Genomic DNA, 25,511 nt, shown 5'->3' on the forward strand with positions numbered 1-25,511 from the left:
GGCCACGTCTTTCTGCTGATCGTGGGAAGCCAGTGCGCCCATGCGTACGCCTTCCACCGACGGGTCGCCGACCACCACTTTGGCCAGGCGATCACGCAGGCGCGTAGCCACGGCATCAATGTGCTTGGCCGGCACGATGGCGCGGCGGATGGCGGTGCATTTCTGCCCGGCCTTGGTGGTCATTTCCCGGGCGACTTCCTTGATGAACAGCTCGAACTCTTCGTCATCCGGGGTTACGTCCGGGGCGAGGATCGCGCAGTTCAGGGAGTCGGCTTCGGCGTTGAACGGCACCGAATTGCGGATCAGGTTCGGGTTGACCCGCAGCTTGGCCGCGGTGTCGGCGGAACCGGTGAAGGTCACCACGTCCTGGCCTTGCAGGCGGTCGAGCAGGTCGCCGGTGCTGCCGATGATCAGTTGCAGGCTGCCCGCCGGCAGCAGGCCGGACTCGTCCATCAGGCGCACCACGGCTTCGGTCAGGTAGCTGGTGGCGCTGGCGGGCTTGACGATGCACGGCATGCCGGCGAGGAAGCTCGGGGCGAATTTTTCCAGCATGCCCCAGATCGGGAAGTTGAACGCGTTGATGTGCACCGCCAGGCCGCCGCGAGGCACCAGAATGTGCGTACCGGCGAAGGTGCCCATTTTGCTCAGCTGCATGGCCGGGCCTTCGTGGACGATGTTGCCCGACGGCAGCTCGCGGGAGCCGAGGCTGGCGTAGGTGAACAGTGTGCTGTTGCCGCCTTCGATGTCGATCCAGCTGTCGGCGCGGGTCGCGCCGCTGTGGTGGGAAATCGCGTAGAGCTGTTCCTTGCGCTCGCTCAGGTACAGGGCCAGGGCCTTGAGACGCTGGGCGCGCTGCTGGAAGTCCAGCGCCATCAAGCCGCTGATGCCCTGGCGACGGCCGTGCTCGATGGCTTCGGCGAAGTCCGGACGCTCTTCGTGGGTGCGGGCGATTTCATGGCCGTCGATGGCGCTGCGCAGGACCTGCGCGCCGTGTTGGCCGATCCAGCGACCGGCGATGAAGCTTTGCAGGGTGGGGGCATGCAGTGCAGGTGAAGAGGACATCACGATTGCTCCTGGTTATGAGGGTTGTGGCGCGGTGGCGACCGCGCCTTTCGGAATTACCAAAGCGCCAGGGTGTAACCGACGATCAGCCGGTTCTCATCGAGGGCGGTAGTCAAGCCATTGCCGGAACGGAAGGTCACGTTGCGCCAGCGCAGGCTGACGTTCTTGAACACACCGCTCTGGACGACGTAGCTGATATCGGTGTCGCGCTCCCATTCGCGACCGTTGTCGACGGTGCCTGCCTTGACGTGGCGACCGTCGGTGTAGCGGGTCATGAAGGTCAGGCCGGGAATGCCTTGGGCCGCGAAGTCATAGTCGTAACGCAGTTGCCAGGAGTCCTCGTCGGCGCGGGTGAAGGTGTTGAACGTCACCAGGTTGACCACGTACGGATCGCCGCCGTTGAGGAACGGAAAGGCGCTGTCGCCGGACAATTGCTGGTAGGCGGCACTGACCTTGTGGGCACCGTGGGACACCGTGAACATGCCGTTGAAGTTACGGTTGTCGATGCGCCCGGCCTGCTCGGCGCCGTCGCCCCGGCTGTCGAAATAACGCAGGTCGCTGCGCAGGTTGAAGCCGTTGCCCAACGGTTGCGTATGCACCAGCCCGGCGAATTGCTGGCGATAGATCTGTTCGAGCTTGCCGTAGTAGTAGCTCGCATTCAGTTGCGGGCTGAACGCGTAGGTGCCGCCGCCGAAGTCGAAGTGATCGCTGGTGGCGGCGCCGAAGCCGATGTCATCGTTGCTGGAGGAGTCACGCAGGTTGGCCTTGGTCAGGCGTCCGGCATTCACCGTCAGGCCGTCGATTTCCTGGCTGGTCAGCAAGCCACCTTCAAATGTCGAACCAAGCAGGCGTGTGTCGTTGTAGGTGGCCACTGGCAACAAGGGTTGCAGGGTGCCGAGTTTCAACACGCTTTTGGATACTTTCAATTTGCCGGTCAGGCCCAGCTCACTGTACTCGTCGTCGGGCTCATGGCTCTGCGGGCCAAACGGCAGCAGCCCGGTGCCACGGTGGTCGGGACTGGAGTCGAGCTTGAGCCCCAGTTCGCCCAGCGCGTCGAGACCGAAACCGAAGGTGCCGTCGGTGAAGCCGGACTCGATGCGCGCAGTGAATCCCTGGGCCCATTCTTCGGCCTTGGATTGCGGCGCGTTGTCCTGACGGAAGTCGCGGTTGATGTAGTGGTTGCGCATATCAATGCGGGCCTTGCTGTCGCCGATGAAGTCGGCCATGGCGCTGGGGGCGATCATGGGCAGACTCAATGCAGCGGCCAGCGAAAACAGTGATTCACAAGACGTGGTACGTGCGGGTTTCATTATTTTTATTCCCTGCCAACTGATCGGTCGTCGTTTAGTGTTTGCTGGCGCCAGTGGCACCGATGCCGGTCATCGAGCGGATGAACTGCGCCAGATAACGGCGACGCTCAAGGGCTGCACGGGGCGAGGTGTCGGTGACGGAAAACAGCCATGCACTAAAGAACGCCAGGCTCATGGAAAACAGGGCCGGGTTGGAGTACGGGAACAGCGCCTTGTCGTGATGCATCACGTTGACCCACACCGCCGGGCTCAGCACCAGCAGGACAATCGCCGAGACCAGTCCGGACAGACTGCCGAGGACGGCGCCGCGGGTGGTCAGGCCTTTCCAGTACATCGAAAGGAACAGCACCGGGAAATTCACCGATGCGGCGATGGCCAGCACCAGGCCCGAGAGGAAGGCAATGTTCTGCGACTCGAACAGCAGGCCGAGAACGATCGCCAGCACACCGATGCACAGGGTGGCGATTCGCGACACGCGCATTTCCTGTTGTTCGCTGGCCTGGCCTTTGCGCATCACGCAGGCATACAGGTCATGGGACACCGCCGAGGCGCCGGACAGCGCCAGCCCGGCAACCACCGCCAGGATGGTGGCGAAGGCGACCGCCGAGATGAAGCCGAGGAACAGGTTGCCGCCTACCGCGTGGGCCAGGTGCACCGCGACCATGTTGCCGCCGCCGATGATCGCGCCGCTGGCGTCACGGAACGCCGGATCGGTGCCGACCATGACGATGGCGCCGAAGCCGACGATGATCAGCAGCAAGTAGAAGTAGCCGATGAAACCGGTGGCGTAAAACACGCTTTTACGCGCTTCCTTGGCATCGCTGACGGTGAAGAAACGCATCAGGATGTGCGGCAGGCCGGCGGTGCCGAACATCATGCCCAGCCCCAGGGAGATCGCATCGATCGGGTTGGACAGCAAGCCGCCGGGGGCCATGATTGCGTTGCCCTTGGCATGCACGGCGGTGGCACCGGCAAACATCGCCTCAGTGCTGAAGCCGAAGTGCTTGAGCACCATGAACGCCATGAAGCTGGTGCCGAACAGCAGCATCACCGCCTTGATGATCTGCACCCAGGTGGTGGCGAGCATGCCGCCGAAGGTCACGTAGAACACCATCAACACGCCGACCAGCATCACTGCATAGAGGTAGTCGATGCCGAACAACAGCTCGATCAGCTTGCCGGCGCCGACCATTTGCGCCACCAGGTACATCAGGGCCACGGTCAGGGTGCCGAAGGCCGAGGTCAGGCGCACCGGGGTTTGTTCCAGGCGATAGGACACCACGTCGGCAAAGGTGTATTTGCCCAGGTTGCGCAGGCGCTCGGCAATCAGGAACAGGATGATCGGCCAGCCGGCCAGCACGCCCAGGGCGTAGAGCAAGCCGTCGTAGCCATTGAGGAACATCATCGCGGAGATGCCGAGGAACGAGGCTGCCGAGATCATGTCGCCGGCAATCGCCAGACCGTTCTGGAAACCGGTCATGCCGCCGCCAGCGGTGTAAAAATCGCTGGTGGAGCGGGTACGCAGTGCCGCCCAGCGTGTCACGCCAAGGGTGAACAACACGAACACCAGGAACATGCCGATGGCGTTCCAGTTCAACGGTCGGGATGCGCCGTCGGCGGCCATCGCAACATCAGTGACAGCCGCCAGCGGCAGCAGGAACAGTGCAAGAAGGCGGTTCATCGGGCGCACTCCTGCTTGAGTTTTTCATTCAGCGGATCGATCACGTTGTTGGCGCGATAGACATAGAAACCGGTCAGCGCAAAGGCCAGCCCGACGATGACGACACCCACCAGCATGCCCACGGTGGTCACGCCGCCGCTCAGGGATTGGCCGAGGGTAGAAGGGGAGAAAGCCACCAGCAGCACGAAGCCGTAATAGATCACCAGCATGGCCAGGCTCAGCGACCAGTACAGCTTCTGTTTGCGACGAACCAGCTGGATGAAGTCCGGGTGCTGGCCGATGAGTTCTATTTCCTGGGGTGTCATGACGCGCGCTCCTTTGTTGTTTTTGTTTTGGGTGAAACAGTTTCGGGTTGGAACCGGATCAATGTGGGAGCGGGCTTGCTCGCGAAGGGGTCATCACATTCAACATGGATAGCGCCTGATACTCCGTCTTCGCGAGCAAGCCCGCTCCCACAGGTTTTGTGGTTGTTCCTGTAAACGGGGTTTCAGAGCTGATCGAAATCCAGCACCACCTTGTCGCTGATCGGGAAGGCCTGGCACGACAGCACGTAGCCGGCGGCCACTTCGTAGTCTTCCAGGGCGTGGTTGCTGTCCATTTCCACTTCGCCCTCGATGACCTTGCACTTGCAGGTCGAGCACACGCCGGCCTTGCACGAGTAGGGCAGTTCCGCACCTTGCTCGTTACCCGCATCGAGGATGCTCTGGCTGTTGCGTTGCAGGTCGAACGCCAGGGCGCGGCCATCGCTGATGACGGTGATCTGGCTGACCGCTGAATCCACTTGGCGCGCCGCCTCACGGGCTTCGCGTTTTTGCTGGCTGCCGACGGCGGCGAACAGTTCGAAGTGAATGCGTTCGGGCGCCATGCCCTTGGCCTTGAGGCTGTCGCGCACGGTCTCGGTCATTTCCTGCGGGCCGCAGATGAAGGCGGCGTCGAGGGCCTTGACGTTGAGCCAGCGGCTGAACAGCTGCTCGCATTTCTCGGCGTTGATCCGGCCGTTGTACAGGTCGACATCCTGCTGCTCGCGGCTGAACACGAAGATCAGGTTCAGGCGTTGCAGGTAGCGGTTTTTCAGGTCTTCGAGCTGTTCGCGGAACAGCGCACCGGAGCTGGAGCGGTTGCCGTACAACAGGGTGACGCGGCTGTGGGGCTCGGTTTCCAGAGTGGTCTTGATGATCGACAGGATCGGCGTGATGCCGCTGCCTGCCGCCACGGCCAGGTAGTTGCCATGGCGCGCCGGGTCGAGTTCGACGCAGAAATGCCCGGCGGGCGGCATCACTTCCAGGGTGTGCCCGGCTTTCAGCTGTTCGTTGGCAAATGCCGAGAAGCGTCCGCCGGTAACACGCTTGACGGCGATGCGCAGTTCACCGTCGTTGACCCCGGTGCAGATCGAGTAGGAGCGGCGTACTTCTTCGCCGTCCAGTTGGGTGCGCATCACCAGGTGTTGGCCCTGGGTAAAATGGAAGCTGTCTTGCAGGTCCTGCGGAATCTCGAAGGCGATGGACACCGCGTCACGGGTCTCGGCGCGCACGTCCTTGATGGTCAGGCTGTGAAATTTGCTCATTGTTGTTCTCCAGCTGGGACGGCCGATTCGCCGCTCAGATGCACTTGAAATAGTCGAACGGTTCCCGGCAATCGACGCAGCGGTACAGGGCCTTGCAGGCGGTGGAGCCGAACTCGCTGAGCACCTCGGTGTGGGCGCTGCCGCATTGCGGGCACACAACCTGCGGGTTCTCGCCGAGCAGGCTGCGCTTGCTGGTGCTGCCCTCGGGCGGCGCGATGCCGTAAGCGCGCAGGCGTTCGCGGCCGCTGTCGCTGATCCAGTCGGTGGTCCAGGCCGGGGTCAATTTGCGCTCCAGCTGCGGCGCCTTGAACCCGGCGAGCTCCAGGGCTTCGCGAATGTCGCTCTCGATCACTTCGGTGGCCGGACAACCGGAGTAGGTCGGCGTGACCACCACGTGCAAGTGACCGGCCTGCCAGTCCAGGTCGCGGACAATGCCGAGGTCGACCACGCTGACCACCGGCACTTCCGGGTCCATGACCTCTGCCAGGATCGCCCACGCGGCGGCCAGGTCGGTCGGTTGAGCCGGCCGGGCGCCGAGGTCGCTGGCGATCAGCTCACCAGGTTGCATCGGGGTACGCTCGTGGCAGGCACTGCATTTCGGCCAGCAGAATCCCTAAGTGTTCGGTGTGCAGGCCCTTGCGTGCATTCAGGTAGAAATAGCTCGGCGCCGCTGGAACGGGCAGGGTGGCGCTGCTGAAGATCTGCTCGACTTTGGCTTGCCACTGGGTGGCGACGCTGGCGATGTCCGGGGTGATGCCGGCGGCGCACAGACGCTGTTCGCTGTCATCGGCGGCGATCAGTTCAACGGTGAAGCGCCAGACTTCGGGAATCGCTGCGAGCATGCGCCGATTGCTTTCCTCGGTGCCGTCACCCAGGCGTTCGATCCATTCGCCGGAGCGACGCAGGTGATAGGTCACTTCCTTCACGGCTTTGGCGGCGATCCCGGCGATGCGCTCATCGCTGGACTGGCTCAGGCCCTGCAGCACCGGCAAATGCCAGGCGTCATAGAGGAACTGCTTGAGCATGGTTATCGCGAAGTCGCCATTGGGTTGTTCCACCAGCAGCAGGTTGCGATAGGCGCGCTCGTCACGACGAAACGCCAGGTGATCGGCATCGCGGCCGTCGTCCAGCAGTTCGGCGGCGTACTCCAGCCAGTTGCGCGCCTGGCCCACCAGGTCGAGGCCGACGTTCATCAGCGCCAGTTCTTCTTCCAGCGCCGGGGCCTTGCCGCACCATTGGCACAGGCGCTGGCCCTGGATCAGGGCGCTGTCGCCGAGGCGCAGCAGGTATTCGATCAGATCGGTCTTGTTATTCATGGTCGACCTCACATGTGCCCGACTTCGGCCGGCAGCTCGTAGAAGCTGGCGTGGCGGTAGACCTTGTCGTCCGACGGATCGAACAGCGGGTCTTTTTCATCCGGCGACGAGGCGGTGATCAACGCCGAAGGCACGACCCACAGGCTCACGCCTTCGCTGCGACGGGTGTAGAGCTCGCGCGCGTTTTCGATGGCCATGGTGGTGTCGGCGGCGTGCACGCTGCCGACATGCTTGTGGTTCAGACCGTGCTTGCTGCGCACGAAGACTTCGAAGAGGGTCCACTCGGACATTTCAGTTACTCCACATCAGGTGGCCGGATCAGGCGGCGTTCTTGTTTTGTTTTTTGCGGGCGTGGGCGACGGCGGCTTCACGAACCCAGGCGCCGTCTTCGATCGCCTTGCGGCGGGTGGCGACGCGTTCCTGGTTGCACGGGCCGTTGCCCTTGAGCACTTCGTAGAATTCGTTCCACTGGATTTCGCCGAAGTCGTAGTGGCCGCGTTCGGCGTTCCACTTCAGGTCCGGGTCGGGGCAGGTGCAGCCCAATAGCTCAAGCTGCGGGATGGTCTGGTCGATGAAGCGCTGGCGCAGTTCGTCGTTGCTTTGGCGCTTGATTTTCCAGGCCATGGATTGCGCGCTGTTCGGCGAGTGTTCGTCGCTCGGGCCAAACATCATCAGCGACGGCCACCACAGGCGGTTGATCGCGTCCTGGACCATGTCTTTTTGCGCCTGGTTACCGTGGCGCATCATGGTCAGGAGGATTTCGTAGCCCTGGCGCTGGTGGAAACTCTCTTCCTTGCAGATGCGGATCATCGCCCGGGAATACGGGCCGTAGGAGGTGCGCTGCAGCACCACCTGGTTGACGATCGCCGCGCCATCCACCAGCCAGCCCACCGCGCCCATGTCGGCCCAGTTCAGCGTCGGGTAATTGAAGATGCTCGAGTACTTGGCCTTGCCGCTGTGCAGCTTGGCGATTTCTTCATCGCGGTCGGCGCCCAGGGTTTCCATCGCGCTGTACAGGTAGAGGCCGTGGCCGGCTTCGTCCTGGATCTTGGCCATCAGTTGCAGTTTGCGTTTGAGGCTTGGCGCGCGGGTGACCCAGTTGCCTTCGGGCAGCATGCCGACGATTTCGGAGTGGGCGTGCTGGGAAATTTGCCGGATCAGGGTCTGGCGGTAGGCATCTGGCATCCAGTTCTTGGCTTCGATCTTGATTTCTGAATCGATTTTTTCCTGGAAGGCGCGTTCCTGTTCGGACATTTCCGAGAGGTCCTTGATGCGCTTTACGCCGGTTTCTACGAGCTGTGCGTACATTTTTGAGTTCCCGCCTTGAATCTGTTCTGGGGCATGGAGAACTTTATAAGCGATACAGAATTTAATATCAAACACAAAATGACGTGTCGTAATTGTTTTTTGTATCGCTTTGGGATGAATGGGGGAGGGAGGTCGGCGTACATATCCATTTCTTCGGTAACGGCCACTGGCGGTTTCGCCCTTACGGCGACTCACTTTTTTTTCAAACGCCAAAAAAAGTAAGCAAAAAAAGGCTCGCCCCGAGCGTCCGGCCCCTCGCTAAGGCTCGGCGTTCCTTCGCTCCGGCATTCATCCGGGTGCATTGCCCTCCGGTTTGCTTCGCTGCACCTACATGCAATGTGTTCGACTGCGTCGAACGGCGCGGCGCGCCAATCCCCGGATGAACACCTCCACTCAGCCTGCCGAGGGGGCGGGTGGATCAAGATCAAGAGCTGCAGGCGAGCTAACGCTCGGCCTGATGAGTGGTGAAGAGCGTGGGGCGACGCGGCCCTGCTTTTGCTCTGCTCTTCTGTGGGAGCGAGCTTGCTCGCGATGGCGGCCTGACAGCCGACTTGGTTTTTGCAGATGTCCCCAACCCCTGTGGGAGCGGGCTTGCCCGCGAAGGCGGCCTGCCAGCCGACCAATCCCTTGCAGACCTACCCGGATCAACTGTAGGAGCGAGCCTGCTCGCGAAGACGGCCTGCCAGCCGACCGAAATCTTGCAGATGTACTCGATACCTGTGGGAGCGAGCTTGCTCGCGATAGCGACCTGCCAGTCGACCAGGTACATCACAGCCGAACGAACCCAGCAAACAGGCCGGCCGGTAGGCCGCCTCGGGCGCTGTTGCGGTGTACGCCCCCTCGTGAGGCCGAGTGGAGGTTCTGCGCAGTGGGCAACCCGGCAGGGATGCCGGGTTAGCCGCCCCCGGCCATGGATGGCCGATGGCGGCGGGCCCACGGAGCAGGACCGGAGCGAGGGCATGCCGAGCCTAAGCGAGGCACCGAACGAAAGGGGCAAGAGCCCTTGGTTACTTGGGGCTTTTCCAAGTGACCCGCCGTAAGGGCGGAACCCTAAGCGGCCGTTACCGCAGCATTGGATATGTACACTCTCAAAAATCCATGTCGCCTGACACAAAGCCATCGCGAGCAAGCTCGCTCCCACAGGAATAGTGGTCGGCGCCAAAGTCGGTAAAGCCCTGGCAAAAAAAAGCCCCGCAAAAAGCGGGGCCATAAAGGGTGCAGCAGTCATGCTTTCGGACGTTTATCCACCACGTGGCAAGCCTTGCCCTCGGATCGCTTGATCGAATGGAACGGCTGCAAAACGATCCGTGAACTGATCCCGATGTACGTCTTGATATGCCGGCTCAATTCCCCGCAAACAGCCTTCTGCTGTTCATCGCCCAGGTGCTGGTGCTCAGCCTTGAGCTCGACATGCACATCAACGCTGTCCAGGTTGCCATTGCGATACAGATGAATCTCATAACACTCGGCAAGTTGTTTGACTTTCAGAACCTGCTCCTCGATCTGCGTCGGAAACACGTTAACGCCGCGGATGATCAGCATGTCATCGCTGCGCCCGGTGATCTTGTCGATGCGCCGCATGGGACGCGCGGTGCCCGGCAGCAGGCGCGTCAGGTCGCGGGTGCGGTAGCGGATCATCGGCAGGGCTTCTTTGCTCAGGGAGGTGAACACCAGTTCGCCCATCTGCCCGTCCGGCAGTACTTCGCCCGTGACCGGGTCGATGATTTCCGGGTAGAAGTGGTCTTCCCAGATGGTCGGGCCGTCCTTGGTTTCGGCGCATTCCATGGCCACGCCCGGGCCCATGATTTCCGAGAGGCCGTAGATGTCCAGGGCGGTGATGCCCATGCGTGCTTCGATGGCGCTGCGCAGTTCGGCGGTCCACGGCTCGGCGCCGAAGATGCCCAGGCGCAGGGCCAGTTTGTGCGGGTCGATGCCCTGGCGCTCGATTTCATCGGCGATGTTGAGCATGTAGGACGGCGTGACCATGATGATGTCCGGCTGGAAATCCTTGATCAGCTGCACCTGTTTTTCGGTCTGGCCACCGGACATCGGGATCACCGTACAGCCGAGGCGTTCGGCGCCGTAGTGCGCGCCGAGGCCGCCGGTGAACAGGCCGTAGCCATAGGAAATGTGCACCTTGTCGCCACGATGGCCACCGGCGGCGCGGATCGAGCGCGCAACCACGTTGGCCCAGGTGTCGATGTCGTTCTGGGTGTAGCCGACCACGGTCGGTTTGCCGGTGGTGCCGCTGGACGCGTGCAGGCGCACGATGTCGTGCATCGGTACGGCAAACATGCCGTAGGGGTAGTTGTCCCGCAGGTCGGACTTGGTGGTGAAAGGGAATTTCGCCAGGTCGTCCAGGGACTTGATGTCGTCGGGGTGTACGCCCAGCGCATCGAAGCGCTGACGGTACAGCGGCACGTTGTTGTAGGCGTGGTTCAGGCTCCAGCGCAGGCGCTCCAGCTGATGCTGGCGCAGCTCGTCGATGCTGGCGGTTTCCAGCGGGTCCAGCACAGGGTTCAGCACGGCTTGGGCAATTGGCATGTTCATGTGTTCACTCGAATTGTTTTTGTGTTCCAGCCCTTTTGCACAAGGGCTTTGAGTGCATGCCCCAAGGATACCTCTCGGCTCCCCGGGAATCGCGATTCTTTAGTGGGATAGACGCTCGATGATCAGCGCGATCCCCTGGCCGACACCGATGCACATGGTGCACAGGGCGTAGCGGCCATTCCGCTCCTCAAGCTCATGCAGGGCGGTGGTGACCAGGCGTGCGCCGCTCATGCCCAGCGGGTGGCCCAGGGCGATGGCGCCGCCGTTGGGGTTGACCCGCGGATCGGTGTCGCTCAGGCCCAGTTCGCGCAGCACCGCCAGACCCTGTGCGGCGAAGGCTTCGTTGAGCTCGATCACGTCCATGTCGGCCAGGCTCAGGTTGGCCACCTCCAGCACCTTGCGGGTGGCTGGCACCGGGCCGATGCCCATGATCCGTGGTTCAACGCCAGCCGTGGCCATGGCCACGACCCGGCCACGGGCGGTCAGGCCGTGGCGCTTGGCGACTTCCGGGCTGGCCAGCAACAGCGCGCAGGCCCCGTCATTGACCCCGGAGGCGTTGCCGGCGGTGATGCTGCCGCCTTCGCGGAACGGCGTGCCGAGTTTGGCGAGCTGCTCAAGGGTAGTGTCGCCGCGTGGGTGTTCGTCGTGCTCGACCACCTTGGTCGGGCCTTTGCGCTGGGGGATTTCCACCGCGACGATCTCTTTGGCCAGACGCCCGCTGGCCTGGGCAGCGGCAGCGCGTTGCTGGCTGCGCAGGGCGAAGGCGTCCTGGTCGGCCCGGGAAATGTTGAACTGTTCGGCGACGTTCTCTGCCGTTTCCGGCATGGAGTCGATTCCGTAGGCCTTTTTCATCAGCGGATTGACGAAGCGCCAGCCGATGGTGGTATCGAAGATTTCGGCCGCACGGGAAAACGCCTGCTCGGCCTTGCCCATTACCAGTGGCGCGCGGGACATGGATTCAACGCCACCGACCAGCATCAGCCCGGTTTCGCCACTGCGAATGGCGCGGGCGGCGGTGCCGATGGCATCGAGCCCGGAACCGCACAGGCGATTGAGGGTGGTGCCCGGCACGCTGACCGGCAACCCGGCCAGCAGTGCGGACATGCGCGCGACGTTGCGGTTGTCTTCGCCGGCCTGGTTGGCGCAGCCGTAGATCACGTCGTCAACCGTGTTCCAGTCCACTTGCGGGTGGCGGCGCAGCAGCTCGCGCAGCGGCACCGCGCCGAGGTCGTCGGCGCGCACGCTGCTCAGGACACCGGCGTAACGGCCAATCGGGGTCCGGACTGCGTCGATGATCAGGGCGTCATTCATTCGGGTTCTCCTGCGTCAGCACCGGGCCGCGCACTTTGTAGGATTTGCCATGGAACAGGGCGATCAACTGGCCCTGCTGGTTTTCGATGCGCACGTCATAGTTGCCGGTGCGACCCGAACGGCTCTGCTCGATGCAGTCGGCGTTCAACGTGTCACCCAGGCGCGCCGGGGCGATGTAGTCGATGCTGCAACCAATGGCCACGGTGGCTTCGTTGTAACTGTTGCAGGCAAAGGCGAATGCCGAATCGGCGAGGGCGAACAGGTAGCCGCCGTGGCAGGTGCCGTGACCCTGGATCATGTCGGCCCGCACCGCCATGCCCACTCGCGCGCAACCGGGGCCGGCCGAGAGCAGGCGCATGCCCATGGCCTGGCTGGCTGCGTCGCGCTGGAACAGCGATTGCGCGCATTCACTGGCCAGGGTCATGGCTTCATGGTTAGTCATGGAAGTTTCTCCCTTCGGCGACGCGACGGCGCAGCAGCAGCGACGGCCGGTAGCGTTCTTCGCCATAACTGGCTTGCAGGTTTTCCAGCGTTTCAAGAATGTGCGAAAGGCCAATGGCATCGGCCCAGGCCAGTGGCCCCTGTGGATAATTGACCCCGGCGCGCATGGCCAGATCGATGTCGGCGGCCGAGGCCACGCCTTGCAGCAGGGCGTCGGCGGCTTCGTTGGCGAGCATGGCCACAGTGCGCAGGACGGCGAGAGCCGGGCTGTCGCTGAGCAGGCTGACCATGAGGCCGGCCCGTTGCAGCAGGGCAACGCCTTGTTCGAGGGCCAGCGGATCAATGCCTGCCGCATGGCTGATAGCGATGCGTTTGGCGTTGCCGTAATCGAACGCCAGATCCAACAGGATCAGGTTGCGCAGCCCGTCTTCGCGAGCCCGCTGGCAGGCCATGCGTCCGTCGCTCAGGGCCAGCACCGCGTCACCCACTCGCAGCAATCCGCGGCCGTCGCGCCGGATGACTTCGACACCTTGCTCGCTCAAGCGCGCCAGCAAACCCTGGGCGATGCCAAGGTCACCTTCGGCGATACAAGTCTCGACGCTTGCGTTGGTGCTGATTTCACCTGCTTGCGGGCGTTCGGCGCCTTGGGCGTAGCTGTAGAAACCCTGTCCGCTTTTACGTCCCAGACGCCCGCCATCCACCAGTTCTTTCTGGATCAGCGACGGCAGGAAGCGTGTGTCCTGGTAATAAGCGTCGAACACCGAGCAGGTCACGGCGTAGTTGACGTCATGGCCGATCAAGTCGGTCAGTTCGAACGCGCCCATGGCAAAGCCGCCGGCCTCGCGCATCAACGCATCCAGGGTTGGGCAGTCGGCCGCGCCTTCCTGCAGCATCCGCAGGCTTTCTGCATAGAACGGCCGGGCCACGCGGTTGACGATGAAGCCCGGTGTGGAGCGGGTGTGTACCGGTTTTTTGCCCCAGGCTTTGGCGGTGTCGTACAGGCACTCGGCGAGTGCCGGATCGCTGGCCAGGCCGCAGACGACTTCCACCAGCGCCATCACCGGTGCCGGGTTGAAGAAGTGCAGGCCGAGCAGGCGCTGTGGATGATCAAGCTGCGCGGCGATGCTGGTGATCGACAGCGACGAGGTGTTGCTGGCGAGGATGCAATGCTCGCCGCAGATGCCTTCGAGCTGGCGGAACAGCGCGCGTTTGACCTCAAGGTTCTCGACGATGGCTTCGATGATCAGATCGCAGTCGGCCAGGGTTTCGATGGCTTCCACCGCTTGCAGGCGCGCAACGGTGGCGCTGCGCGACTCGGCCGACAGCTTGCCGTTCTCGACTCGCTTGCCCAGTTGTCGGTCGATGCCTTCAATCGCTTGGGCGGCTGCGCCGGGACGATTGTCCAGCAGCAAGACCGGATGGCCGGCCTGGGCCGCCACCTGGGCGATACCGGCACCCATGGCCCCGGCGCCGATCACGGCGATGCGTGCAGATGTGTTCAATGCGGTCATGGCTCAGCGTCCCTTGAAGCTTGGGGTGCGTTTTTCCATGAAGGCGCCGACGCCTTCGCGGTAGTCCTCGCTGCGCCCGGCCAGACGTTGCAGGTCTTTTTCCAGTTCAAGCTGTTCGTCGAAGCTGTTGCTCAGGCTGGCGTTGAGGCTGCGCTTGATCAGTGCCAAGCCATAGGTCGGCTGGGTCGCCAGGTGGCGGGCCAGCTTCAGGGCTTCATCGCGCAGTTCGGCGTCTTCCACACACTGGTAAATCAAGCCCCATTGCTCGGCTTGTTCGGCGGTTAGACGGTTGCCCAGTAGTGCCAAAGCCTTGGCCCGGGCCATGCCCACAAGACGCGGCAGGGTCCAGGTGCCGCCTGAATCAGGGATCAGACCAATCTTGCAGAACGCCTGGATGAAACTGGCCGAACGCGCCGCCAGTACCAGGTCGCAGGCCAGCGGAATGTTGGCGCCAGCGCCGGCGGCCACGCCGTTGACCGCGCAGATCACCGGCATCGGCAGGTCGCGCAACTGGCGGATCAGCGGGTTGTAGAACTTCTCGATGGACTCGCCCAGATCCGGCACGGCGCTGCCTGGCGCGACATTGCGGTCGCTCAGATCCTGCCCGGCGCAGAAGCCGCGACCTTCACCGGTCAGCAGCAGCACGCGCACGTCCGGGTTTTGCCGCACTTGCTTGAGCGCTTCCTTCACTTCGCCATGCATCTGGGTGTTGAAGCTGTTGAGCTGGTCCGGCCGGTTGAGGCTGAGCAGGGCGACGCCGGCGTCGATGGAAAACAGGATGTGTTCGAAGTTCATGGTCTTGGCGCTCTCTCGGAGGTCATTCGAATTCGTTGCGGATTACTGGCCGGTGAAGGTCGGCGAGCGCTTTTCCTGGAAGGCCGCAATGCCCTCGTCGCGGTCGCGGGTGCCGGCCAGCACGGTGAAGGCGTGACGCTCGAAACGCAGGCCGCTGGCCAGGTCGGTGTCCATGGCCTTGAGCAGCGCTTCCTTGGCCAGGCGCACCGCCAGTGGCGCCTTGGCCGCAATGCTGCGAGCGATGTGCAGGGCGCGCTCGACGGTAAATTCCGGCTGGGTCACTTCGCTGACCAGACCGACGCGCTGGGCCTGACGGGCGTCGATCGACTCGCCCGTCAGCACCATTTGCATGGCCATGGATTTGCCGACGGCGCGCAGCAGACGTTGGGTACCACCGGCGCCGGGCATGATCCCGAGGTTGATTTCCGGCTGGCCGAAGCGGGCGTCTTCGCCGGCAATAATGATGTCGGCGTGCATCGCCAGTTCGCAGCCGCCGCCGAGGGCAAAGCCGTTGACCGCGGCGATCAGCGGTTTGCTGAAGCGGGTGATGGCTTGCCACGAGGCCTGGCGCGGGTCGTCGAGGATGCCGACCAGATTGCGTTCAGCCATTTCCTTGATGTCGGCACCGGCGGCGAAGGCTTTGCGGCTGCCGGTGAGCACCACGGCGCGGGTGTCGGGGTCGGCTTGCGCGATGTTCAGTTCGGCGGCCAGTTCGCCCAGCAACTCGGTGGTCAGGGCGTTCAGGGCTTGCGGGCGCTGCAGGGTAATCAGGCGGACGCCAGGCTCGATCAATTCGACGGCAAGGGTCAGAGGCATGGCGGATGCTCTCACGGTGCACGCTCGGCGGGGTGCCGGCTCGTTATTGGATCGGCCGCAGGGGCCGGTTTTGCCCAAGTATAGCTATAACGTGATACGTAAATGCAATACAAAAATTGATTTAATGTGTCTTATTTGTGTGCATTTGGATTTTCAATCTTCCCGCTGAAGGAGTGCTGATTGCGAGTTTTGCCTAGAAAACATTGGGTTTTATGGTGATTTTGGAGGCGTGCTGGCATTCGTTGGAAAGGTGTATTTCAAGTGATACGGTTTTTAGTCTTTGTGCTGTTAAAAGTGATGTGATACAAAATGAGTCATTATTTGCATCGCTTTGTGAAGGAAGCTTCCATGACCTGCTACAGCCTTGATGGCCTGACTCCGGTGGTTGATCCGAGCGCTTATGTGCATCCGTCCGCCGTATTGATCGGTGACGTGATCATCGGCCCCCATTGCTATGTCGGCCCGCTGGCCAGCCTGCGCGGGGATTTCGGGCGGATCGTGCTGGAAGAGGGCGCCAACCTGCAGGACACCTGCGTGATGCACGGTTTCCCTGACAGCGACACCGTGGTCGAGCGCAATGGCCACATCGGCCACGGTGCGGTGCTGCACGGTTGCCGGATTGGCGCCGATGCGCTGGTGGGCATGAATGCGGTGGTGATGGACAACGCCCGGATCGGCCCGCGTTCATTCGTTTCGGCGGCGGCATTCGTCAAGGCCGGTTTCGAATGCCCGGAGCAGTCGCTGGTCATGGGCGCACCGGCCAGCGTCAAGCGCAGCCTCAGCGATCAGGAAGTGGCGTGGAAGCAGGCGGGCACACGTGAGTATCAGGAATTGGCCAAGCGTTGCCTCACGCAGATGCAGGTCTGCGAACCGCTGAGCGAACCGGAAGCCGATCGCCCACGCATCAGCGACAGGGGGTTGCGGCCCAAGGGCGCCAGCCTGTGAACACGGTCCATTGTGGGAGCGGGCTTGCTCGCGAAAGCGGTGTGTCATTTAGCATTAATGTCGACTGACACGCCGCCTTCGCGAGCAAGCCCGCTCCCACAAGGGATTGGGATTAACCCCACAGCTTTCGGTATATTCCTTTTCTTTTTTTACACGGAACGCCCATGTCGTCCCTGACTCCCTTGAACCATCTGATTACCCGCTTCCAGGAGCAGACGCCGATCCGCGCCAGTTCCTTGATCATCACGTTGTACGGGGATGCCATCGAACCCCATGGCGGCACCGTCTGGTTGGGCAGCCTGATTCAGTTGCTCGAGCCCATCGGCATCAACGAGCGGCTGATCCGTACGTCGATTTTTCGCCTGACCAAGGAAGGCTGGCTGACCGCCGAGAAGGTCGGTCGCCGCAGTTACTACAGCCTGACCGGCACCGGTCGCCGGCGTTTCGACAAGGCCTTCAAGCGGGTCTACAGCACCACGATGCCGGCCTGGGATGGCTCCTGGTGCCTGGTGATGCTCTCGCAGCTGACCCAGGACAAACGCAAACAGGTGCGTGAAGAACTGGAGTGGCAGGGTTTCGGCGCGATTTCGCCGGTGGTGCTGGCCTGTCCGCGTAGCGACCGTTCCGACGTCAACGCGACCCTGCTCGACCTCGGCGCGCAGGAAGACACCATTGTCTTCGAAACCACCGCCCAGGATGTACTGGCCTCCAAGGCCCTGCGCCTGCAGGTGCGCGAGAGCTGGAACATCGAGGAGCTGGCCGCGCACTACAGCGAGTTCATCCAGCTGTTCCGGCCGCTGTGGCAAGCCCTGCGCGAGCAGGAAAACCTGCAACCGGCCGACTGCTTCCTGGCGCGGGTGCTGCTGATTCACGAGTACCGCAAGCTGCTGCTGCGCGACCCGCAACTGCCGGACGAGTTGCTGCCCGGCGATTGGGAAGGTCGCGCCGCCCGCCAGTTGTGCCGCAACATTTACCGTTTGATTTACGCCAAGGCCGAAGAATGGCTGAACGCCGCACTGGAAACGGCCGACGGCCCGTTGCCGGATGTGGGTGAAAGCTTCTATCGGCGTTTTGGCGGACTGAAATAGCACGTCATTGTTCAGGGAGTGGTGCGGTTCAGGAGAGCATCCGATGTCGTGTGGATTGACGTAGACAATAAAAATAAGCCTGCGTGAGGCCTGACATGATTTCTACAACAGCACAGCGCCATGATGGGTTCGACCAGTGGATCCATCAGATCAACCAGATCTGTGGCGCCTTCAACGCACAACCCCTGGGCAGCGAATTTTCCGGACGTATCCGCGAATACCAGAGCGATGCGCTCAAACTCAGTTTCGTCGACGTGTGCCAGGCGCGTTTGTACCGTACGCCCCAGGAGGTCGCGGCGGGCGAAGGCGGCAAGTATTTTGCGGTGTTCCAGCTCGACGGCACGGCGGGCATGGCCCAAGGCGACGACAAGGTCTTGCTGTCCCCCGGCGACATCACGCTGATCGATGCTTCGCGGCCCAGCGACTTCACCTACGGCGAAAACTCCCGGCAGTTGTCGCTGATCCTGCCGTATCAACTGGTCGAGCAAACCCTGCGCTTCAATCAGGTCAGGTGCGGCCACCGGATTGCCGCAACCTCGCCCATCGCGATGCTGTCGCACCGACTGATCCTCGATGCCACCCGCCAGCAGCACCTGACCCGGCAGGAAAGCGAAGCGACCCTGGAGGCGATTGTCAGTCTGCTGCGCCCGGCGATCAGTCAGGCCGACGATTGCACCGATGCCCATGAGCGGATCTTTCGCAAGACGCTCACCTGCATCGACGAAAACATTCGCTCCGAAGACCTGTGCCCGGAATGGCTGGCGCGGGAAGTCGGCATATCGACCCGAGGCCTGTACCGGATGTTTGCCAAGAAAGGCCTGGTGGTGGCGCGCTACATCAAGAACCGCCGCCTGGACCTGTGCGCCGAATCCCTGCGCCAATCGGGCAAGGAGGAGAAGTTGTCGGTGCTGGGGTATTCGTGGGGGTTTTCCGATTCGAGCTACTTCTCGACAGCGTTCAAGTCGCGCTTCGGCATTGCGCCGGGGGAGTATCGCAAGCGGCATGCGTGATCGGTTGAACACCGGTCAACCCTGTAGGAGCGAGCCTGCTCGCGATGGTCGTCAACGATAACGCGCGAATTCTGGAGAAACGCGGTGTCCTTGAGATCTTCGCGAGCAGGCTCGCTCCTACAGGTATTGCGTTCGACCTGGTTATTTCGGTGAGCTGAGGTTCAACGTCGGCGTTTCATCGAAGAAATTCCACGGCTTCAAGAGCACATGCACCCATTCGGTCGGCATGATCGGCCACTCTTCGGCGCGGGCGATGTGGGTGGTGCCGGTGGTCAGCCAGACCACGTCGTCGGTGTTCTCGATGGAGTGGTTGTCCTGGGTGAACTGCCCCAGGCCCGAGTCCTTGTCCGAGCGGTTCGGGTATTTGCCTTCCGGGTACTTTTCCTCCGGGTTGTATTGCGTCACCCACAGCTGCTTGTCCATGAAACTCAGGCGGTGGTAGAGCCATTCGTCCTTGCCGAAGTTGGCGCCCTTGGCCACCGGGTGCGTGCCGCCGGCATAAGGGATCAGCTGATAGGAAACCGGGTTGCCGACCTTGTTCTCCTTGCTGAAGTTGGTCAGCAGGCGCACGGTCGACGGGTCGAACTTCTGCGCCGCCTGCTGCTCGTTGCCGACCACTTTGGTTTCAGTCTGCATTGTGCTGGTGCGTGGCCCGCCACGGTCGTTGGGCAACACCACCGGGTTCACTTCCACCAGCGAATTTTGCTCGCCGTCCACGTCCATATCGAGACGGAAGTTGTAGATGTGCTGGTGCGTGGTGCCGACGATGTTGTGGTCGAGCAGGGTGCCGTAGCGCGTGTCTTCCCTGGCGGTGTCTTCGTGCATGGTTTTCGATTTCACGCCCTTGACCGCTTCGATACCGGTGGCGCCGGCGTCGATGCCGATGGTGCCGTTCTGCTGGAAGACCCAGTCGAAGATGTAGTCGTAGTTGCCCACGGTGCTGATCCAGCGCACCACCAGCTCACGGCGCTCGGTGCTGAGGTTGGGCTGGCCCATTTCCTGGTGTTTGTATTCGGGGCCGGCGTAGCGTTCGAACACCGCCATGGCGCGCGGGATTGCGGTCGGTGCGCCGGTGTAGTCGGCGATGGTGGCGTCCAGCAGCACGGCGTTTTGCGGGGCGTCTTTGCCACGGGCAATCGGCGAGGTCAGGGTGCCCATGCCGTAGTCGCCGGAGTCGAGGTAGGCCTTGAAGTACCAACCGACGTCCGGGTCGCCGTAAGGCACGATCATGCCGCCCAGCGAGCCTTCGTACATGATCTTGCGTTTCTTGCCTTTGTCGTCGTAGGTGACGGTGGACAGGATCGGCCCGACCCGCGAATCGAGGCGAACATGGAAGTCCCAGTTCTGCCAGTGAATGCTGTTGCCGCTGATGGTGTAGTTCTTGCCCTCGGGCTCGATGATTTCCAGCGGTTTGACTGCGACGCCCTGGCGTCCGCGACCGTCATACGGCGTCGGATTCATCGGCACCGGAATGAGCGCGTCGTCTTCGATCTTGATCAGCTTCTTCTGTTCCAGGTCGACAATCGCCACCAGGCCTTCAATCGGGTGCGCCCAGTAGTTGCCGTCACCGGTGTTGAGGTAGCTGACGATTTTCAGCAGGCGCTTGTCCTGCGCCAGGCCGTCCTTGCCGTCGAAGAAACCGACAGTCAGCGGCGTGGCCACAACCTTTTTCACATCGTTGATGCCGCGCTTGGCCAGGGCCTGGGCGTATTCCGGGCTGGTTTCCACAGCCGTCTGCACCGTTGCGAAATCGTCCAGCAGCACCATGCCGTGGGCGCCTTCGATCGGCTTCCAGGACTTGAGTTCTTTCGTGTCGAGGTCGACCAGGGCTTCGATCACGTGCTTGCCGTCGAGCACCACGATTGAGGCCTCACGCGGCTGGGCGACGTTTTGCCCGGTGAAGACGAAGTTCCACACCTGATCCTTCGGCGGTTCCTTGACCGAGACTTCGGTGAAGCGGAAGCCAGGCTTGTAGTTTTCCGATTTCTTGACGATGTCCACGGCCGTGGTGATTTCAGCCGCACTCAGGGGGTTGAGCGGGTTAGGGCGGGTCTCGACGACGAAGGTCTTGTCCAACCCGGACTGGAACACCTGGTTGATAAAGTCCTTGGACATGAACGCCGTATGGTCCTTGAACACCACCGGCACCGTCAGCTCGATACGCTTGCCGTTGAGCATCGCCACTTTGCTGTCGGGCTTGACCTTGAGGTAGACCCCGTCCTTGGCAATGGTGAACAGGTTGGCGTAATCGTCCCATTTCACCGTGGCGCCAAATTCCTCAAGACCCGCTTGCAGCGGCACCATTTCGGCGTGACCGCCGTGGGCCTGGGCATTACCCGCCCAGAACGGCAGGCCGAGGGTGCTCAGGGTGATGGCCAGGGCGAGGCGGGCCAGCGGTGTTCTCTTGGGCGATGCTTTGGGGCTGAACATGTGTGAATTCCTGGGTGAAAGCCGGGTACGGGCATTTCTGCACTTTGTTACAACCAGTCAATGGCTGCATTTGAATGCCTGCCAGATTTCTTTGGTTCCGTGCCGCAATTGAGCTTTCCTGACGAAATGCACAATGGCAAGGGGATAAAGTGCCCTGTGTGGCGGACGCAAACCATTGCTTCAAGTTAATAGGAAGCATTACTATTCACGCCCCGTCTCCACAGCACACCGCAATGACCCTCAAGCTGCCCCGCAGACACGGCTTTTTCGAGCATTACGAAGAGTTGGTTGGCACCTGGACCCGTCGCCTGAGGAATCGTCAGCAGGCCGAGGACCTGGCCCACGATACCTTCGTGCGGGTGCTTGAGTCCGATTCGGCGGTGGTGCAGCAGCCCCGGGCGTATTTGCACCAGACCGCGCGCAACATTGCCGTGGATGGTTATCGGCGTGAGGACCGGCGGGGCGCCATGGAGTCAGAGGCGATCGATCTCAGTGAGTCGCCGACCGGCGACCCGGAGCATTTCATGCACGCGATCCAGCTGGCTGATTCCATCGAACGGGCGCTCACCGAGCTGCCGGTCAACTGCCGCAAGGTGTTTGTCTGGCAGAAAATCGAGGGCCTGACCCAGGCCGAAATCGCCGAACGCCTGGGGCTGTCCAAGAACATGGTGGAAAAGTATATGATCCGCACGCTTCGGCACCTGCGCGATCGCCTGGACGGGTTGCAGTCATGACCGGCCGCGCCTTCTCCTCCCCAGCCAAACAGGAACTTCCATGATGGATACTCGTGATTGTGCGTGCGGGCAAACAGCGGTTCGCGATGACGCGGCGCAGTGGTTTGTGCGTTTGCAGGAGCCTGTTGCCGATGTCGAAGTGCGGCGTCAGTTTCAACTCTGGCTGGAGCAGCACCCCCAGCACCGCAACGAATTCGAAGTGCTCCAGGGCTTGTGGAGCGCCGCCGACCTGCTACCGGCGGCGCGTTTGCGTGCTTTGTGTGAAACCCCGCCAGCCCTGAAAAAACGTCGTCCCGTGCTGCGTTACGCGGTGGCTGCCAGCGTGTTGGCGGTAGCGCTCGGCCTGGGTTTGTTCAGCGGCCTGAATCATCCGGCGCCTTATACCGCCGAGTTTTCAACGGCCCTGAATGAGCGACGCCAGGTGGCGTTGCCCGATGGCTCGGTGGTCGATCTGGACAGCCGCAGCCGGATTCAGGTGCGCTTTGAAAAGGATCGCCGCAACGTCGAGCTGACCGAAGGCGAAGCGATGTTCAGCGTCGAGCATGACACTGGCCGGCCTTTCGTGGTCGCGGCGGGCAGCGGCAAGGTCACGGTCACCGGCACCCGATTCGACGTACGTCATGGCGCCAGCGAAACCCGGGTGGTGGTGGAGCAGGGCAGCGTCAAGGTTCAAGGTCGCGACGCCGCCGAAAACGATTTCATCAATCTGACGGCAGGCCTTGGCACCCACGTCGATTCCCAGGGCAAAGTTGCCGCCGCCTATGCCGTCAACCCGGCGGAAATGACTGCCTGGCGCAACGGCAAACTGGTGTTCAACAATGCCAGCCTGGCCGATGTCGCCGAGCAGGTCTCGCGCTATCGCGAGAAGCCACTCAAGGTCGCCAGTGCAGCGGTGGGCGATCTGCGCCTGACCAGCGTGTTCAAATCCGACAACACCGATGCGCTGCTCAAGGCCTTGCCGAGCATCCTCCCCGTGGCCGTGCGCACCCTTGGCGATGGCAGTCAGGAAATAATTTCAAAATAAAATTCAGGTTTTTTTCGAGTTCATCGTCTTCCTGTTCAACTGCAACTGGTTTGCATTAACAAGCGCACACTCTTGCGATCCACAGGATTACGTTCGACGTGAAAAACTCCACCGCTAAAAACAACAAACTCCCCTGGTTACCGCTGGCCCTCGCGCTGGCGGTCAACGTTGCGCTGCCCCAGGCCTTTGCCGCCGATGCCATCCGCATCCCGGCGCAACCCTTGGGACAGGCCCTGAGTCAGTTGGGCCAGCAAACCTCGCTTCAGGTGTTCTTCAGCCCTGAACTGGTCGCCGGCAAGCAGGCTCCGGCGGTGGATGGCAACCTTTCCCCGGAAGATGCGCTGCGCCAGTTGCTGCAAGGCAGCGGCCTGCAATACCAGATCGATGAAGGTTCGGTGACGCTGATGCCGGCACCAGCATCGGCGGCCAACGGTCCACTGGAACTGGGCGTGACTGACATCAAGGTCGTCGGTAACTGGCTCGGCGACGCCGATGCCGCCGTGGTGCAGAACCACCCCGGGGTACGAACCGTGATCCGCCGCGAAGCCATGGTCGAGCAGGGTGCGATGAACGTCGGCGACGTGTTGAAGCGCGTTCCTGGTGTGCAGGTGCAGGACGCCAACGGTACCGGTGGCAGCGACATTTCCCTCAACGTCGGCGTGCGCGGCCTGACTTCGCGCCTGTCGCCTCGCTCCACCGTGCTGATCGACGGCATCCCGGCGGCGTTCGCTCCTTACGGTCAGCCGCAACTGTCCATGGCGCCGATTTCCTCCGGCAACCTCGACAGCATCGACGTGGTGCGCGGTGCCGGTTCCGTACGCTACGGACCACAGAACGTGGGCGGCGTGATCAACTTCGTGACCCGCGCGATCCCGGAACAGGCCTCCGCGGAAATCGGCACGACCCTGGAAACCTCGCAGCACGGTGGCTGGAAGCACATAGACACGGCGTTCATGGGCGGCACCGCCGACAACGGCATGGGCGTGGCGCTTTTGTATTCCGGCGTGAACGGCAACGGTTACCGTGAAAGCAACAATGGCAACGACATCGACGACGTGATCCTCAAGACCCATTGGGCGCCGACCGATGTCGACGATTTCAGCCTCAACTTTCACTACTACGATGCCAAGGCCGACATGCCCGGCGGCCTGACCCAGGCGCAGTACGACGCCGACCCGTTCCAGTCCGTGCGCGACTACGACAGCTTCAGCGGCCGCCGCAAGGATGTGTCATTCAAGTGGGTGCGGCAGATCGACGATCGCACCCAGGCCGAACTGCTGACTTACTACACCGACAGCTTTCGTGGCAGCACCATTGCCTCGCGGGACCTGAGCACACTCAATTCCTATCCGCGCAGCTATTACACCTACGGTATCGAACCACGGGTGTCTCACGTCTTCGATGTGGGCCCTACCACCCAGGAAGTCAGCGTCGGTTATCGCTACCTGAAAGAGGCCATGCACGAAGAGGCCAGCCGTGTGGCGCTGGTCAACAATGAGCCGGTCGTGCGTCCGGGGGCGGACGGCCATGTCTATCAGGACCGTACCGGTGGAACCGAGGCCAATTCGGTCTACGTCGACAACAAGATTGACGTTGGCAACTGGACTGTCACGCCAGGCATTCGCTTCGAGCACATCAGCACCGACTGGCACGACCGCCCGGTGCTTGATAATGCCGGTAAACGGGTGCCGGAGAAAAAACGCAGCATCGAGAGCAATGAGCCGCTGCCGGCCCTGAGCGTGATGTATCACATGTCCGATGCCTGGAAGTTGTTCGCCAACTACGAAACCTCGTTCGGCGCGCTGCAGTATTTCCAGCTGGGGCAGGGCGGTATCGGTAATGAGCCCGCCAACGGCCTGGAGCCGGAAAAGGCCAAGACCTACGAAATCGGTACGCGTTACAACGATGACGTGTGGGGCGGTGAAGTGACGCTGTTCTACATCGACTTCGACGACGAACTGCAATACATCAGCAATGACGTGGGCTGGACCAACCTCGGCGCGACCAAGCACCAGGGTATCGAAGCCTCGGTGCACTACGACATGGCTGCGCTGAACCCGATGCTGGACGGCCTGACCGCCAACGCCGGTTTCACCTACACCCGCGCCACCTACGAAGGTGAGATCCCGGGCTTCAAGGGCCGTGACCTACCGTTCTACTCCCGCCAGGTGGCCACCGCCGGCCTGCGTTACGACGTCAACCGCTGGACTTACAACCTCGATGCGTTCGCCCAGTCCAAGCAGCGTTCGCCGGGCACCGGCGTGAACGCCGATGGCAGCTTCAACGGCGACTACATCACTGAAGGCACCGCTGATGGCCAGTTCGGTGATATCCCGGGTTACGTGCTCTGGAACGCACGTGCCGGCTATGACTTCGGTCCGCAGGTGTCGAACCTGAAACTGGGGGCGGGGGTGAAGAACATCTTCGACAAGCAGTATTTCACCCGTTCCAGCGACAACAACTCGGGTATGTACGTCGGTGCGCCGCGCACGTTCTTCGTGCAGGCCAGTGTCGGGTTCTGATAGACCTGTGGCGAGGGGGCTTGCCCCCGTTGGGTTGCGCAGCAGCCCTGAAAGAAGGCCTGCTACGCAGTCCAACGGGGGCAAGCCCCCTCG

General features: G+C 62.1%; 22 protein-coding genes. 6 read left to right on the plus strand and 16 right to left on the minus strand.

The features are described 5' to 3' along the window. From KGB29_RS18425 to paaF, 15 genes are all read right to left on the minus strand, one after another. Positions 1 to 1,062 (minus strand): aldehyde dehydrogenase family protein (locus KGB29_RS18425; RefSeq protein WP_223616469.1); only part of this gene is annotated, 1,062 nt, incomplete at its 3' end. Positions 1,063 to 1,118: 56 nt separating this feature from the next. Continuing rightward, on the minus strand, positions 1,119 to 2,372 hold the full coding sequence (locus KGB29_RS18430; RefSeq protein ID WP_150814177.1) for an OprD family porin: 1,254 nt from the start codon (positions 2,370 to 2,372) through the stop codon (positions 1,119 to 1,121). A gap of 34 nt (positions 2,373 to 2,406) precedes the next feature. Continuing rightward, entirely contained in the window at positions 2,407 to 4,053 is a 1,647-nt protein-coding gene (locus KGB29_RS18435) for a cation acetate symporter (RefSeq protein WP_150814176.1), read from the minus strand. Beyond that, complete coding sequence (locus tag KGB29_RS18440) at positions 4,050 to 4,358, minus strand: DUF485 domain-containing protein (protein WP_150814175.1); 309 nt, start codon at positions 4,356 to 4,358, stop codon at positions 4,050 to 4,052. The genes KGB29_RS18435 and KGB29_RS18440 overlap by 4 nt, the downstream gene beginning before the upstream one ends. 182 nt (positions 4,359 to 4,540) lie before the next feature. Beyond that, positions 4,541 to 5,617, minus strand: coding sequence for a 1,2-phenylacetyl-CoA epoxidase subunit PaaE (paaE, locus tag KGB29_RS18445; RefSeq protein WP_150814174.1), 1,077 nt, complete (start codon positions 5,615 to 5,617; stop codon positions 4,541 to 4,543). A 34-nt stretch (positions 5,618 to 5,651) separates the two neighbouring features. After that, a complete protein-coding gene (gene paaD, locus KGB29_RS18450) occupies positions 5,652 to 6,185 on the minus strand; it encodes a 1,2-phenylacetyl-CoA epoxidase subunit PaaD (RefSeq protein ID WP_057713978.1) in 534 nt (177 codons plus the stop codon). Continuing rightward, entirely contained in the window at positions 6,172 to 6,933 is a 762-nt protein-coding gene (gene paaC, locus KGB29_RS18455; protein WP_150814173.1) for a 1,2-phenylacetyl-CoA epoxidase subunit PaaC, read from the minus strand. The genes paaD and paaC overlap by 14 nt, the downstream gene beginning before the upstream one ends. Positions 6,934 to 6,941: 8 nt before the next feature. Beyond that, positions 6,942 to 7,223, minus strand: a complete 282-nt coding sequence (gene paaB / locus KGB29_RS18460; RefSeq protein WP_007943393.1) for a 1,2-phenylacetyl-CoA epoxidase subunit PaaB — start codon at positions 7,221 to 7,223, stop codon at positions 6,942 to 6,944. Between the two features lie 28 nt (positions 7,224 to 7,251). After that, positions 7,252 to 8,241 carry a 1,2-phenylacetyl-CoA epoxidase subunit PaaA gene (paaA, locus tag KGB29_RS18465; protein WP_057713980.1) on the minus strand — a complete coding sequence of 330 codons (990 nt, stop codon included), beginning with the start codon at positions 8,239 to 8,241 and terminating at the stop codon, positions 7,252 to 7,254. Positions 8,242 to 9,465: 1,224 nt separating this feature from the next. Then, the gene (gene paaK / locus KGB29_RS18470; protein WP_057713982.1) at positions 9,466 to 10,791 is read right to left on the minus strand and encodes a phenylacetate--CoA ligase PaaK; all 1,326 of its coding nucleotides are present in this window, start codon (positions 10,789 to 10,791) and stop codon (positions 9,466 to 9,468) included. A gap of 99 nt (positions 10,792 to 10,890) precedes the next feature. Then, positions 10,891 to 12,102 carry a 3-oxoadipyl-CoA thiolase gene (gene pcaF / locus KGB29_RS18475; RefSeq protein WP_150814172.1) on the minus strand — a complete coding sequence of 404 codons (1,212 nt, stop codon included), beginning with the start codon at positions 12,100 to 12,102 and terminating at the stop codon, positions 10,891 to 10,893. Further along, positions 12,095 to 12,544 carry a hydroxyphenylacetyl-CoA thioesterase PaaI gene (paaI, locus tag KGB29_RS18480; RefSeq protein WP_057713984.1) on the minus strand — a complete coding sequence of 150 codons (450 nt, stop codon included), beginning with the start codon at positions 12,542 to 12,544 and terminating at the stop codon, positions 12,095 to 12,097. The genes pcaF and paaI overlap by 8 nt, the downstream gene beginning before the upstream one ends. Further along, on the minus strand, positions 12,537 to 14,054 hold the full coding sequence (gene paaH, locus KGB29_RS18485) for a 3-hydroxyacyl-CoA dehydrogenase PaaH (protein ID WP_150814171.1): 1,518 nt from the start codon (positions 14,052 to 14,054) through the stop codon (positions 12,537 to 12,539). The genes paaI and paaH overlap by 8 nt, the downstream gene beginning before the upstream one ends. 3 nt (positions 14,055 to 14,057) lie before the next feature. Next, positions 14,058 to 14,849: a 2-(1,2-epoxy-1,2-dihydrophenyl)acetyl-CoA isomerase PaaG gene (paaG, locus tag KGB29_RS18490; RefSeq protein ID WP_150814170.1), complete on the minus strand. Its 792-nt coding sequence runs from the start codon at positions 14,847 to 14,849 to the stop codon at positions 14,058 to 14,060. A 42-nt stretch (positions 14,850 to 14,891) separates the two neighbouring features. Further along, entirely contained in the window at positions 14,892 to 15,665 is a 774-nt protein-coding gene (gene paaF / locus KGB29_RS18495) for a 2,3-dehydroadipyl-CoA hydratase PaaF (protein WP_150814169.1), read from the minus strand. Positions 15,666 to 16,013: 348 nt separating this feature from the next. On the opposite strand from paaF, the gene paaY reads away from it, so the two are divergent. The 3 genes from paaY to feaR all read left to right on the plus strand — a co-directional run bounded on the left by paaY (position 16,014) and on the right by feaR (position 18,708). Beyond that, on the plus strand, positions 16,014 to 16,610 hold the full coding sequence (paaY, locus tag KGB29_RS18500; RefSeq protein WP_150814168.1) for a phenylacetic acid degradation protein PaaY: 597 nt from the start codon (positions 16,014 to 16,016) through the stop codon (positions 16,608 to 16,610). Between the two features lie 164 nt (positions 16,611 to 16,774). Then, entirely contained in the window at positions 16,775 to 17,698 is a 924-nt protein-coding gene (gene paaX / locus KGB29_RS18510; RefSeq protein WP_007972019.1) for a phenylacetic acid degradation operon negative regulatory protein PaaX, read from the plus strand. A gap of 95 nt (positions 17,699 to 17,793) precedes the next feature. Continuing rightward, positions 17,794 to 18,708, plus strand: a complete 915-nt coding sequence (gene feaR, locus KGB29_RS18515; RefSeq protein WP_150814167.1) for a transcriptional regulator FeaR — start codon at positions 17,794 to 17,796, stop codon at positions 18,706 to 18,708. Between the two features lie 141 nt (positions 18,709 to 18,849). On the opposite strand, the gene tynA is transcribed toward feaR, so the two are convergent. Beyond that, entirely contained in the window at positions 18,850 to 21,138 is a 2,289-nt protein-coding gene (tynA, locus tag KGB29_RS18520; RefSeq protein ID WP_150814166.1) for a primary-amine oxidase, read from the minus strand. Between the two features lie 233 nt (positions 21,139 to 21,371). On the opposite strand from tynA, the gene KGB29_RS18525 reads away from it, so the two are divergent. From KGB29_RS18525 to KGB29_RS18535, 3 genes are all read left to right on the plus strand, one after another. After that, a complete protein-coding gene (locus KGB29_RS18525) occupies positions 21,372 to 21,872 on the plus strand; it encodes a sigma-70 family RNA polymerase sigma factor (RefSeq protein ID WP_057713991.1) in 501 nt (166 codons plus the stop codon). A gap of 40 nt (positions 21,873 to 21,912) precedes the next feature. Then, a complete protein-coding gene (locus KGB29_RS18530) occupies positions 21,913 to 22,896 on the plus strand; it encodes a FecR family protein (protein ID WP_150814165.1) in 984 nt (327 codons plus the stop codon). Between the two features lie 98 nt (positions 22,897 to 22,994). Continuing rightward, the gene (locus KGB29_RS18535) at positions 22,995 to 25,418 is read left to right on the plus strand and encodes a TonB-dependent siderophore receptor (protein ID WP_223616470.1); all 2,424 of its coding nucleotides are present in this window, start codon (positions 22,995 to 22,997) and stop codon (positions 25,416 to 25,418) included. Positions 25,419 to 25,511: the final 93 nt, after the last annotated feature.

The organism is Pseudomonas sp. BF-B-30 (assembly GCF_019956305.1).
Lineage (GTDB): Bacteria > Pseudomonadota > Gammaproteobacteria > Pseudomonadales > Pseudomonadaceae > Aquipseudomonas > Aquipseudomonas jessenii.